We start from the raw sequence: 12,975 nt of genomic DNA on the forward strand, positions 1-12,975 counted from the left end.
AAAGAAGCCGAGACTATGCCTTCTATCGTCCTCATTTGCAAATTCAATCGATTTAAATGTGACTTATCGGTTTTCTCTTAACATCTAAGCGCTTAAGCCCATTTTAAATCTGCGCGCGCCGGAAACACCCTTCTGGAAGCGAGTTTTCTGACGCCTTGAATAGGCCGAAACGCTCTACAGGCCGCGGTTTTACCAGCCCAGGGTTTCTTTGAGGAAGGGGATCGTCAGCTTGCGCTGGGCCTGGAGCGAGGCCTGATCGAGGCGTTCGAGCAACTCGAACAGGGCACTCATGCTGCGTGTACCCCGGGTCAGAATAAAATGCCCGACTTCGTCGGTCAGGTGCAGGCCGCGACGCGAGGCGCGCAATTGCAGCGCACGCAGCTTGTCTTCATCGGACAGGGGCCGCATCTGGAAAATCAGTGCCAGGGTCAAACGGGACTTGAGGTCAGCCAGCTTTACTGGCAACTCCCGTGGCGACGTTGACGCGGCGATCAGCAGGCGCCGACCGCTGTCGCGCAAACGGTTGAACAGGTGGAACAGCGCCTCTTCCCAGTCAGCCCGCCCGGCGACAGCCTGCAGGTCATCCAGGCAGACCAGTTCGTACTGCTCAAGGTTGTCGAGGATTTCGATACCGCGATCCAGCAACTCGGCCAACGGCAGGTATACCGCCGGCTCCCCCAACTGCTCGAAGCGCAGGCAAGCGGCTTGCAGCAGGTGCGTACGCCCTACCCCGTCCTTGCCCCATAGATAGATCAGGCTTTCGGTCCAGCCGGCGTCGGCTTCGCACAGGCGTTCGACATAGCCGAGTGCAGCGGCGTTGGCGCCAGGGTAGTAGTTGATAAAGGTGGCGTCATCACGCAGACGCACACCTAGGGGCAGCTGAATCGGTTTCATGCTGACTGAACAGTTCCAAACGAACCGTTAGTGGCCTCTGTGTAAAGTTTGCAAAGTTTATACCCGTGACGCCGGCCGCACAATGCGGCAGACCATAAGCAAAATCAAAGGTTTGCGTTAACTTGCAAGGATCGAAGGGGTTTGTTTGACGGTGCATGTGGCAGCCAGGCGTCCTGTACAAGAGCGCCCGACAGCCTTTTCAGGGCGGATCGCCCGCTATCGGGACTCGGGTTCGTCCACGCTGCCGTAGATAGATGAGTCCTTGTACAAGTCATGCACATGACGCACCAGCACCATGATCACCGCGGCCACGGGCAACGCAAGCAAAATACCGGTGAAGCCAAACAGCTCGCCACCGGCCAGGATCGCAAAGATCACCGCCACCGGGTGCAGGCCAATCCGGTCGCCCACCAGCAACGGCGTCAGCACCATGCCTTCCAGAGCCTGGCCGACCATGAACACGGCGACAATCCCGATCATCGGATACAGGTCGCCGCCAAACTGAAACAGCCCGGCGACCAGCGCCGCACCGATCCCGATCACAAACCCCATGTACGGCACGATCGCCGCCAGGCCGGCGATCAGGCCGATCAACAGCCCCAGCTCCAGCCCCACCAGCATCAGGCCCGCGGCATAAATCACCCCCAGCGCCAGCATCACCATCAACTGCCCGCGCACAAACGCCCCCAGCACCTCATGACACTCACCGGCCAATGCCATCACGCGCTCCTCACGATCACGTGGCAACAGGCTGCGGATTTTGCCCATCATCAGGTCCCAGTCACGCAACAGATAGAAGCTCACCACCGGAATCAGCACCAGGTTGGCCAGCCAACCCATCAATGCCAGGCTCGACGCCGTGGCCTGGCTCAGCACCATTCCAACAATGTCGGTGGTCTGCCCCATGTGTTCGCTGATGGCCGCCTTGACCTTGTCGAACTTCCAGAAGCCGTCTGCCAGCCCCATCCGGGTCTGCACCCATGGCATCGCCGTGTGTTGCAACCAGTCGAGCATCTGCGGTGCCAGCTCATACAAACGAAACAGCTGTTTGGCCAGCATGGGCACCAGCACCAGCAGCAACGCCATGACGATCAGGGTAAACAGCGCAAACACGGCCACCACCCCCCAGGTTCGTGACAAGCCGTATTTTTCCAGGTGATCGACCAAGGGATCGAACAGGTAAGCCAACCCCAGCGCAACCAGAAAGGGGGTGAGAATCGGATGCAACAGGTACACAAACACGCACAGCAGGGCGATCCCAGCCAGCCAGACCCAACGCCGAGAATCGGCCATGAACAACTCCATATGCTTCTATATAAGGAAAGAAAAACTACCAGCGGAAACTCAGCTGCGCCCTCGGTACGGGGGCAACCACAGGAACCTGGCTTGCGACCACGGGCTGGACTGGCGCAGGCGTGGCACTGGCCGGCACTTCCCGCAGGTTCGCCAGCGTCAACTGTGAACGCAACTGATCGGTACTGCCATTGACGCGATAGACAATCCGGTCACCCTCGACACGCTGCAACCGCACGGAAAAAGGCTCCAGCAACCGCCCCAACTCCGCATAGCGCGCGAGATTCATGCCTTGCACCTCCAGCAACGATTGCTCGCTGGACGCCCCGGCCCTGGACGCGAAGCGCGGCGCCAGGCGCTCGCTCACCGCCAGCAGCACCGCATCCGCCACGGCGGCGCTGTCAGCCCCCTGCACGCTGCCCTGCTCGCGCTGATCGCCCAGCCACAAATGCCACTTGGCTTGCCATTGGCCGCCCTCCTCGCGCGCATGCACCGCCAACAAGGCATCGGCACCATAACGCTCGGAAGCACTGCGCAACGGAGCAGGATTGCCGCTATCAAGATTCGGCGCCGTGGCCACGATCTGCTCGTTCAGGTCCGCCAGCGGCAGGCGCAACGGCAGGCCTCGATGCTGGGCCGCACGCTGCAACGGCTCGGCACTGACCTGACCATCGCCCACCAGGCTTGAGCCATCGGCCGAGTCGTTGAGCCACCACCCGAGAATCGACGGACGATTGGCCCCCCACAGGGCCAGCCCGGCCTGGCGCAGCGCACGATCCGTACTCACCGGGTCAAAATCGACCTTCAGGCTTTCCGGTGGCCCGGCGTCATAGCCGTACTGACTGATAATTTGTTGCGGATCTTTTCGGATGACCGCAAGCCCGGGACTTTGCAACGCCCGGGCGTCACCCGTGAGGCGCAGCACCAGGGTGTCGAGCGCGCGTTGCGTGGCCTGGTCACGCTCCTGCGGAGTCTGGCTGCTGACCGGTTCGTGGACTTGATAGAGACCTTGGACGGTTTGGGCATGGCTCGCCAGGCTGACCAGCGACAAACAGCCCACAAACAGAAATTTACACAGGCGCATGGGGGATTCCCGTCGACAAAGAGCGGCTGGAACAGACCGCATGAACTGGCTTGAGCAAGGCTGTGACCACACAGACCTGCAAAACATTCACACGATCGATGGAAGTTTTCACACCGTCATAACCATAGACGGTAAACCGCTATACCTTATACAGCGACAGGCAAGGCCACCAGCACGGAGCATTTTCGGTTTTTTTTAACGCGATATGCCCCTGCCCGTCGGCCCGAGGATGGCCGCTGCCCCTCAAGCCTGATAAAATCGCGCGCCTTCGCAGACCGGCAATGGCCCGGTGTTCTGAATGCTTGCGCGGCAATCCCGCCCATGCCTGTTCAGCACGCTCGCCAGACTCGGTCGTTACCCAGAAATCCCCCCTAAAGGCCTGGATCATGAGCAAGCAACCCTCCCTGAGCTACAAGGACGCCGGTGTAGACATCGACGCCGGTGAAGCATTGGTCGAACGCATCAAGAGCGTCGCCAAGCGCACTGCGCGCCCGGAAGTCATGGGCGGCCTGGGCGGTTTTGGCGCCCTCTGCGAAATCCCGGCCGGCTACAAGCAGCCCGTGCTGGTATCCGGCACCGACGGCGTCGGCACCAAGCTGCGCCTGGCATTGAACCTGAACAAGCACGACAGCATCGGCATCGACCTGGTTGCCATGTGCGTCAACGACCTGGTGGTCTGTGGCGCAGAGCCACTGTTCTTCCTTGACTACTACGCCACCGGCAAGCTGAACGTCGACACCGCCGCTCAGGTCGTCACCGGCATCGGCGCTGGCTGCGAACTGTCCGGCTGCTCCCTGGTAGGCGGCGAAACCGCTGAAATGCCGGGCATGTACGAAGGCGAAGACTACGACCTGGCCGGCTTCTGCGTGGGCGTGGTCGAGAAGTCGGAAATCATCGACGGCTCGAAAGTGGCCGCCGGCGACGCCCTGCTTGCCCTGCCATCCTCCGGTCCGCACTCCAACGGCTACTCGCTGATCCGCAAGATCATCGAAGTGTCCGGTGCCGACATCGAGAACATCCAGCTCGACGGCAAGCCGCTGACCGACCTGCTGATGGCGCCAACCCGCATCTACGTCAAGCCGTTGCTCAAGCTGATCAAGGACACCGGCGCCGTCAAGGCCATGGCCCACATCACCGGTGGCGGCCTGCTCGACAACATCCCGCGCGTGCTGCCAAAAGGCGCCCAGGCCGTGGTTGACGTTGCCAGCTGGCAGCGCCCCGCCGTCTTCGACTGGCTGCAGGAAAAAGGCAACGTTGACGAAACCGAAATGCACCGCGTGCTGAACTGCGGCGTGGGCATGGTCATCTGCGTCGCCCAGGAACACGTTGAAACCGCGCTGAACGTACTGCGTGAAGCCGGCGAGCAACCTTGGGTCATCGGCCAGATCTCCACGGCTGCCGAAGGCGCCGCCCAGGTCGAACTGAAGAACCTCAAGGCTCATTGAGATGCCCCAGACCTGTGATGTTGTGGTGCTGCTGTCCGGCACCGGCAGTAACTTGCAGGCCTTGATCGACGATGCGCAGAACGCGGACAACCCTGTCCGCATTCGCGCAGTGATCTCGAACCGTGCCGATGCCTACGGTTTGCAGCGCGCCAGGGACGCGGGTATCGATACCCGCGCCCTGGATCACAAGGCGTTCGAAGGCCGTGAAGCCTTCGATGCCGCCTTGATCGAACTGATCGACGCTTTCCAACCCAAACTTGTGGTCCTGGCCGGATTCATGCGCATCCTCAGCGCCGGTTTCGTCCGCCACTACCAGGGTCGCCTGCTCAATATCCATCCTTCGCTGCTCCCTAAATACAAAGGGTTACACACTCACCAGCGAGCGCTGGAGGCCGGCGACACTGAACACGGCTGCAGCGTGCACTTCGTTACCGAGGAACTCGACGGCGGCCCACTGGTCGTACAGGCAGTAATACCGGTAGAGTTGCATGATTCGCCGCAAAGTCTGGCGCAGCGGGTTCACACCTGCGAACACCAGATCTATCCGCTGGCGGTACGCTGGTTTGCCGAGGGCCGCTTGAGCCTGGGCGAACTAGGTGCTTCACTGGATGGTCAGTTACTTGGGACCAGCGGTCACTTGATTCGTCACTAGGAGATTTTATGCGTCGCGCCCTGCTCTTCGCCTGTGCTCTGCTTACCCTGCCCTTTGCGCAGGCCGCAGATTTGCAACCGTTCTCCGCCAGCTATACCGCCGACTGGAAGCAACTTCCAATGAGCGGTACCGCTGAACGAAGCCTTGAAAAAACCAGCAACGGTGATTGGAAGCTCAGCTTCAAGGCATCGATGATGATTGCGAGCCTGACGGAAGAAAGCACACTGAAGCTGGACAAGGACACCTTGCTGCCCCAGTCATATAACTTCGAACGTGGCGGTCTGGGTAAAGCCAAGAAAGTCAATCTGGACTTCGACTGGAGCACCAAGATGGTCACCGGGACCGATCGCGGTGAAGCGGTCAAGGTACCGCTCAATACAGGCATGCTGGATAAGTCTACTTACCAACTGGCCTTGCAGCGCGATGTTGCAGCCGGCAAAAAAAGCATGAGCTACCAGGTGGTTGAAGGTGAAGACTCGGACACCTACGATTTCCGCGTTCTGAATTCCGAAACGGTCAGCACCAAGGTCGGTAAAATTGACGCCATCAAGGTCGAGCGCGTACGTCCGCCAGTCGAGAGCGGGAACAAGCGCATCACCGAGATGTGGTTCGCCAAGGATTGGGGCTATGTTCTCGTAGCCCTGCGCCAGGTCGAAACCGACGGCAAGGAGTACAACATCATGCTCCAGGACGGTACCGTCGACGGCAAGCCGGTCAAAGGCCAGTAAGCCAGACCAACGCAAACAAAGCCTCGCGATTGCGAGGCTTTTTTTCGCCTGTGGTTTTTGCGCTAACTGACAGACCGCCTTCGCGGGCAAGCGGAGGGGCCCTTGAAACATGAAACTTCTGTCATGAAACCTTCCACCCTGCGACCGAATGTCACGGTCGGCGGGGGCTGGCGGATTGTCTTCGATCCTGCAACAGACCGTTACCGATCCAGGTCATTTACTTAGCAAGCTATCAAAACATATAACAAAGGCCTGCAGACGCCTTGCTGCAGGTCAATTGAAATTGGAGCTAGCAGATGACTGTAAAAGTAACTGAACGCGACGATTCACAGATGTCCCATGAAGGACTGGCCGCCGGTATCCGGATCTGGGATGTCCATCAACAAGACATGCTGGTGGGGATGTTCCACTCTGAGAACGATGCCCACAGCTACAGGATCGAACTGGAAACACTGGAGCAGCAACGAGAAAGCCGCTGCGCATAACGACAGCATTGAAAACGACAACCCCCGCCATGAGCGCAATGCTGTTCAATTAAGCAAACGCCGACCTTTGGTAGGAGCGAGCGCGCTCGCTCCTACAACGGCGGTTTCACCCCCTTAACTGAACAGCACTGCCGCCATGAGCGGGGTTTGTCGAAGATGGAGCGCTAGCGGGTTACCACATCAGATCGTCAGGGATCTGATAGGCCGCGTACGGATCGTCCTCGGCATCGACCTCTTCGGTCTGCACATTCATCTGCACGATACGTTGTGGGTCGCGCTCCTGGATCTTCAGCGCCGCCTCACGCGGGATGACTTCATAGCCGCCGGCGTGATGGACAATGGCCAGCGAACCACTGCTGAGCTTGTTGCGCATCAGGGTGTTGACCGACAGGCGCTTGACCTTCTTGTCGTCGACGAAGTTGTAGTAGTCCTCGGTGTTCAGCTTCGGCAGGCGAGAGACTTCGATCAATTGCTTGATCTGTGCGGCACGGGCTTTCTGCTCGGCCTTCTCCTGCTGCTGGCGGTTGAGTTCCTGGTCGCGCTTGACCTTCTCGGCCATGGCCTCTTGTGCCAGACGCTGCTGGGTGTCATCGAGTTCGATCTGGCCTTTGTGGGCCAGGCGTTGTTGCTTCTGCTTGTCTTTGCCGACCTGCTTGGCCTGCTTTTGATTGACCAGCCCTGCTTTGAGCAACTGGTCGCGAAGGGAAATGCTCATGTGCTTACTCACTTAGGCAACTGCTCAACCGCAGCTGGGCAAATTCTTTTCCTGACGTTTGGCTTCGCCCCACAAGGCGTCCAACTCTTCGAGGGTGCAATCTTCTATGGGACGGTGGGTGTCGCGCAATGCCTGTTCGATAAATCGGAAACGTCTCTCAAACTTGCTGTTGGCGCCGCGCAACGCGGTTTCCGGATCAACCTTGAGGTGACGCGCCAGATTGACCACGGAAAACAACAGGTCACCGACCTCGTCGGCTACCGCTTGCGGATCATTCTCGGACATGGCTTCGAGCACTTCGTCGAGTTCTTCGCGCACCTTGTCCAGCACCGGCAAGGCGTCCGGCCAGTCGAAGCCGACCTGCCCTGCCCGCTTCTGCAATTTCGCCGAACGTGACAACGCAGGCAATGCGCCGGGCACGTCATCGAGCAACGACAGCTGTTCGGGCGCCGAGGATTTCTCTGCGCGCTCCTCGGCCTTGATCTCTTCCCAGCGCTGCTTGACCTGTTCTTCACTCAGGCGCGGGACATCCAGCGGCGCATACAGATCGCCGGTGGGAAACACGTGGGGATGACGGCGAATCAGCTTGCGGGTGATGCTGTCGACCACGCCCTCAAACTCGAAGCGCCCTTCTTCCCTGGCCAACTGGCTGTAATAAACCACCTGGAACAGCAAATCGCCCAGTTCACCCTGCAAGTGATCGAAGTCACCGCGCTCAATGGCGTCCGCCACTTCGTAGGCTTCCTCCAGGGTATGGGGGACGATGGTCCTGTACGTTTGCTTGATGTCCCACGGACAACCGTACTGCGGGTCGCGCAGGCGGTTCATCAGGTGCAGCAAATCTTCAAGTGAATACATCAAAACAGTCTCTGCCCGCTTTCTGCAGGAGCGAACTTGCTCGCGATGAACGTTAACGATGACGCGCGCTATCTGAATAAATGCGACGCCCTCAGGTTCTTCGCGAGCAAGCCGCAAGCGGGCGCCCGCTCCTACAAAAAAGCTCTTGCGTCTTATGGCGTACGGTTACGCCGGGTTTCAATGATGTTCGGCAACTGGGAAATCCGCCCCAGCAACCGCCCCAACGCGTCCAGCCCCGGAATCTCGATGGTCAGGGACATCAACGCGGTGTTGTCCTCTTTGTTCGAGCGGGTATTGACCGCCAGCACGTTGATCCGCTCGTTGAGCAGCACTTGTGAAACGTCGCGCAGCAGACCGGAACGGTCGTAGGCGCGAATGACGATATCCACCGGGTAGGTGAGCACCGGCACCGGCCCCCAGCTGACCTGGATGATCCGCTCGGGCTCACGCCCGCTCAGTTGCAGCACCGAGGCACAGTCCTGGCGGTGAATGCTCACGCCACGACCCTGGGTGATGTAACCGACGATCGCATCGCCCGGCAACGGTTGGCAGCAGCCGGCCATTTGGGTCATCAGGTTGCCCACACCCTGGATCTGAATGTCGCCACGCTTGCCCGGCTTGTAGCCGGTGGCTTTGCGCGGGATCAGCTCCAGCTGTTCGTTGCCCCGCTCCGGCTCGACCAATTGCTGCGCCAGGTTGACCAGTTGCGCCAGGCGCAAATCGCCCGCACCCAACGCGGCAAACATGTCTTCGGCGGTTTTCATGTTGGCCTTGTCGGCCAGCTTCTCGAAGTCCACCTGCGGCAAGCCGAGGCGATTGAGCTCGCGCTCGAGCAGGGTCTTGCCGGCGGCAACGTTCTGATCGCGCGCCTGCAGCTTGAACCAGTGAACGATCTTCGCCCGTGCCCGCGAGGTGGTGATGTAGCCCAGGTTCGGGTTCAGCCAGTCGCGACTCGGCGTGCCGTGCTTGCTGGTGATGATCTCGACCTGTTCACCGGTTTGCAGGCTGTAGTTGAGCGGGACGATGCGCCCGTTGATCTTCGCGCCACGGCAGTTGTGACCGATCTCGGTGTGCACGCGGTAAGCGAAGTCCAGCGGCGTCGCGCCCTTGGGCAAGTCGATGGCATGGCCGTCCGGGGTGAAGATGTACACCCGGTCCGGCTCGATATCGACCCGCAACTGTTCCGCCAGGCCGCCGATATCTCCCAGCTCCTCGTGCCACTCGAGCACCTGACGCAGCCAGGAGATTTTCTCTTCGTAGTGGTTGGAGCCGGACTTGACGTCGGTGCCTTTGTACTTCCAGTGCGCGCAAACCCCCAGCTCGGCCTCTTCGTGCATGGCGTGGGTGCGGATCTGCACTTCCAGTACCTTGCCCTCAGGACCGATCACCGCCGTGTGCAACGAGCGGTAGCCGTTCTCTTTCGGGTTGGCGATGTAGTCGTCGAACTCCTTGGGAATATGCCGCCACAGGGTGTGGACGATGCCCAGCGCGGTGTAGCAGTCGCGCATTTCCGGCACCAGCACGCGCACAGCGCGTACATCGTAGATCTGGCTGAATTCCAGGCCCTTGCGCTGCATTTTGCGCCAGATCGAATAGATGTGCTTGGCCCGGCCGCTGATGTCGGCATCGACGCCGGTGGCCTGCAGCTCGCTTTTGAGCTGGCTCATGACGTCGCTGATGAAGCGCTCGCGATCAAGACGCCGCTCATGCAGCAACTTGGCGATCTGCTTGTATTGCTCCGGCTCCAGGTAACGGAAGGACAGGTCCTCCAGCTCCCACTTGATATGGCCGATGCCCAGGCGATGGGCCAATGGGGCATAGATGTCGAACACTTCCCGGGCGACCCGGTTGCGTTTTTCGTCATCGGCGGTCTTGACCGCACGAATGGCACAGGTGCGCTCGGCCAGCTTGATCAAGGCAACGCGAACGTCGTCGACCATGGCCACCAGCATCTTGCGCAGGTTCTCCACCTGGCCCTGGGTCCCCAGCACCATCGACTGACGGGGGCTCAGGCTGGCACTGATCGCGGCCATGCGCAGCACGCCGTCGATCAACTTGGCGACGACCGGACCGAAGCGCTGGCTGACTGCCGGCAGCTGGATCTGACCTTCGCGCACGCCACGGTACAGGATCGCCGCCACCAGCGAATCCTGGTCGAGCTTGAGGTCGGCGAGAATTTCCGCGATCTCAAGGCCGGTACGAAAACTCGACGTCCCTTCGGACCAGAGATTCTTCGCCGCATTGTCTTGCTGTTCGGCCTGGCGAGCGAACTCGCAGGCTTCCTTCAAGGCTTCGCGCTCCAGTGCCGGATCGACACTGACCGCATGATCGAGCCAAGCCTCGAGATTGATACTGCCGTCGGTGTTGATCGGCTGGTGTGCTCTCACCTGTACCATCTTGCTTACCTTCCCTACGACGCAGATTCAATGCGTCAATTCGCTGAACTTTACTGCCCATGCACCGCCGCTGGGCTGATGCGATGGGTGCAGGGGCGGTCCAGTCGGACCAGACGAGCATCCTAGCTCGCTTCGAATAACGCCATGGCCTCGACATGTGCCGTCTGAGGAAACATATCGAGGATCCCGGCACGTTTTAACCGGTAGCCCTGCCTGATCAGTTCGACCGTGTCGCGCGCCAGCGTTGCCGGGTTGCACGACACATAGACCAACCGCTTGGCGCCCAGGGAGGCGAGCGTGCGCACCGCCTCGAAAGCGCCATCACGCGGTGGGTCCAAGAGTACCGCAGAAAAGCCCTCGCCTGCCCATTCGGCATCAGCCAAAGGCTGGGATAAATCGGCCTGAAAAAACTTCGCGTTATGCAGATTGTTGCTTGCGGCATTCGCTGCGGCACGCTCGACCATGGCTTGCACGCCTTCCACCGCGACCACCTCGCGAACCTGTTGCGCCAGCGGCAAGGCGAAGTTGCCCAGGCCACAGAACAGATCGAGAACGCGCTCGTCTGCCGCAGGTTTCAGCCATTCCAGTGCCTGGGCAACCATCGCTTCATTGACCCCGGCATTGACCTGGATGAAATCCCCCGGACGATATGCCAACTCCAGGTTCCATTGCTCGAGGCGGTAGCCCAGCGCCTGATCCGCCTGCACCGGTTGCGGCTCACCTTCGCCATGCAACCACAATTGGGCGTCATGGAAGGCGCAGAATTCCTTGAGGATAGTCAGGTCAGCTTCGGACAGCGGTGCCATGTGCCGCAGCAACAGCGCCAATGACGAACCGGCAAACAACTCGACATGACCCAAGGCCTGAGGTTTGCTCAAACGCCGGAGCATCTCGGGCAAGCGGCTCATGATCGGTTGCAGGGGCTGGACCAGCACCGGGCAATCGTTGATGCCAACAATGTCCTGGCTGCCCGCTGCACGGAAACCGACTTCGAGGACCTTGGCCTTGATGTCCCAGCGCACCGCCACCCGGGCGCGACGCCGGTAGGCGAATTCCGGCCCGCTCAAAGGCGCTGCCCACTCATCAGGTTCAACACCGGCCACCCGTGACAACTGCTCGGCGAGCATGCGCTGCTTCAGGGCGAGTTGTTCGCCGTGGGGCAGATGCTGCACGCTGCAGCCGCCGCAGCGCCCGGCATGGGCGCACGGTGCCGGGCGACGCAAGTCACTGGCGACGAAGACACGCTCGGTGCGCGCCTCGACCACTTTGCCGTGAGCACCCAGCACCCGCGCCTCGACCTCTTCACCGGCCAGGGCACCGATGACAAACCAGGTGCGACCTTCGAAAAACGCGATACCGCGACCGTCATTGGCCAGGCGCTCGATGATCAAGCGCTGCTTTTTCCCGGTCGGGACTTGTGGGGCCTTGCTGCCGCCAGCGGGTTGGAAGCGCAGGCCTCTCTGTTGCTTGGCCATCAGTTGGGCGCGTCGAAAATGCCGGTCGACAGGTAACGGTCGCCACGGTCACAGATAATCGCGACGATTACCGCATTTTCAACTTCCTTTGACAGACGCAGCATGGCTGCCACGGCACCGCCCGAGGACACGCCGCAGAAGATGCCTTCTTCACGGGCCAGTCGACGGGTCACGTCTTCGGCTTCGCTCTGGGCCATGTCGACGATCCGGTCCACGCGATCAGCCTGGTAGATCTTCGGCAGGTACTCCTGGGGCCAGCGACGGATGCCCGGAATCGCCGAGCCTTCCATCGGTTGCAGACCGATGATCTGTACGTTCTCGTTCTGCTCTTTCAAATAGCGCGAGACGCCCATGATGGTACCGGTGGTGCCCATGGAACTGACGAAGTGGGTGATGCTGCCCTGGGTCTGGCGCCAGATTTCCGGGCCGGTGGTGGTGTAGTGCGCCTCGGGATTATCACCGTTGGCGAACTGGTCCAGCACCTTGCCACAACCTTCGGCCTCCATGCGTTGAGCGAGGTCGCGGGCACCTTCCATGCCCTCTTCCTGGCTGACCAGAATCAACTCGGCACCATAGGCCGTCATCGCGGCCTTGCGCTCGGCGCTGGAGTTGTCGGGCATGATCAGGATCATCTTGTAACCCTTGATCGCCGCAGCCATGGCCAGGGCAATCCCGGTATTGCCGGAGGTCGCCTCGATCAGGGTGTCGCCGGCATGGATCTGCCCGCGCAACTCGGCGCGGGTGATCATCGACAGCGCCGGACGGTCCTTGACCGAACCCGCCGGGTTGTTGCCCTCGAGCTTGAGCAGCAGGGTATTGCTGGTGGCACCGGGTAGGCGCTGCAAACGAACCAGCGGAGTGTTGCCGACGCAATCGGCGATGGTGGGGTACTGCAAGGTCATGGCGTATTCGCAATCCAGACTGCGGGGGTGACCATCATACCGGCAAAC

12 protein-coding genes are annotated in these 12,975 nt (G+C 60.4%); 4 read left to right on the forward strand and 8 right to left on the reverse strand.

The window, feature by feature from the left end; translation table 11 throughout:
- Positions 1-189: 189 nt before the first annotated feature.
- The 3 genes from hda to CKW29_RS03880 form a co-directional block, all read right to left on the reverse strand.
- Entirely contained in the window at positions 190-894 is a 705-nt protein-coding gene (gene hda, locus CKW29_RS03870; protein WP_008033543.1) for a DnaA regulatory inactivator Hda, read from the reverse strand.
- A 216-nt stretch (positions 895-1,110) separates the two neighbouring features.
- A complete protein-coding gene (locus CKW29_RS03875) occupies positions 1,111-2,187 on the reverse strand; it encodes an AI-2E family transporter (RefSeq protein WP_095144031.1) in 1,077 nt (358 codons plus the stop codon).
- 37 nt (positions 2,188-2,224) lie between these two features.
- The gene (locus CKW29_RS03880) at positions 2,225-3,271 is read right to left on the reverse strand and encodes a DUF2066 domain-containing protein (protein ID WP_176465277.1); all 1,047 of its coding nucleotides are present in this window, start codon (positions 3,269-3,271) and stop codon (positions 2,225-2,227) included.
- 386 nt (positions 3,272-3,657) lie between these two features.
- Here CKW29_RS03880 and purM point away from each other — a divergent pair, with 386 nt between their 5' ends.
- From purM to CKW29_RS03900, 4 genes are all read left to right on the forward strand, one after another.
- Entirely contained in the window at positions 3,658-4,716 is a 1,059-nt protein-coding gene (purM, locus tag CKW29_RS03885) for a phosphoribosylformylglycinamidine cyclo-ligase (protein ID WP_095144033.1), read from the forward strand.
- 1 nt (position 4,717) lies between these two features.
- Positions 4,718-5,368, forward strand: coding sequence for a phosphoribosylglycinamide formyltransferase (gene purN / locus CKW29_RS03890; RefSeq protein WP_095144034.1), 651 nt, complete (start codon positions 4,718-4,720; stop codon positions 5,366-5,368).
- A gap of 8 nt (positions 5,369-5,376) precedes the next feature.
- Positions 5,377-6,096 carry a DUF3108 domain-containing protein gene (locus CKW29_RS03895; RefSeq protein ID WP_095144035.1) on the forward strand — a complete coding sequence of 240 codons (720 nt, stop codon included), beginning with the start codon at positions 5,377-5,379 and terminating at the stop codon, positions 6,094-6,096.
- Positions 6,097-6,392: 296 nt separating this feature from the next.
- Complete coding sequence (locus tag CKW29_RS03900; protein ID WP_095144036.1) at positions 6,393-6,581, forward strand: hypothetical protein; 189 nt, start codon at positions 6,393-6,395, stop codon at positions 6,579-6,581.
- Between the two features lie 172 nt (positions 6,582-6,753).
- On the opposite strand, the gene CKW29_RS03905 is transcribed toward CKW29_RS03900, so the two are convergent.
- The 5 genes from CKW29_RS03905 to cysM form a co-directional block, all read right to left on the reverse strand.
- Positions 6,754-7,296, reverse strand: a complete 543-nt coding sequence (locus tag CKW29_RS03905; RefSeq protein ID WP_095078415.1) for a DUF2058 domain-containing protein — start codon at positions 7,294-7,296, stop codon at positions 6,754-6,756.
- A 24-nt stretch (positions 7,297-7,320) separates the two neighbouring features.
- Positions 7,321-8,154, reverse strand: coding sequence for a nucleoside triphosphate pyrophosphohydrolase (gene mazG, locus CKW29_RS03910; RefSeq protein ID WP_095144037.1), 834 nt, complete (start codon positions 8,152-8,154; stop codon positions 7,321-7,323).
- A gap of 152 nt (positions 8,155-8,306) precedes the next feature.
- On the reverse strand, positions 8,307-10,550 hold the full coding sequence (gene relA, locus CKW29_RS03915) for a GTP diphosphokinase (protein ID WP_095144038.1): 2,244 nt from the start codon (positions 10,548-10,550) through the stop codon (positions 8,307-8,309).
- 122 nt (positions 10,551-10,672) lie between these two features.
- Positions 10,673-12,025, reverse strand: coding sequence for a 23S rRNA (uracil(1939)-C(5))-methyltransferase RlmD (gene rlmD, locus CKW29_RS03920; protein ID WP_095144039.1), 1,353 nt, complete (start codon positions 12,023-12,025; stop codon positions 10,673-10,675).
- Positions 12,025-12,927: a cysteine synthase CysM gene (cysM, locus tag CKW29_RS03925; RefSeq protein WP_095078419.1), complete on the reverse strand. Its 903-nt coding sequence runs from the start codon at positions 12,925-12,927 to the stop codon at positions 12,025-12,027. The genes rlmD and cysM overlap by 1 nt, the downstream gene beginning before the upstream one ends.
- Positions 12,928-12,975 lie beyond the last annotated feature (48 nt).

The organism is Pseudomonas sp. Irchel s3a18 (genome assembly GCF_900187535.1).
In the GTDB taxonomy this organism is placed as follows: Bacteria; Pseudomonadota; Gammaproteobacteria; order Pseudomonadales; family Pseudomonadaceae; genus Aquipseudomonas.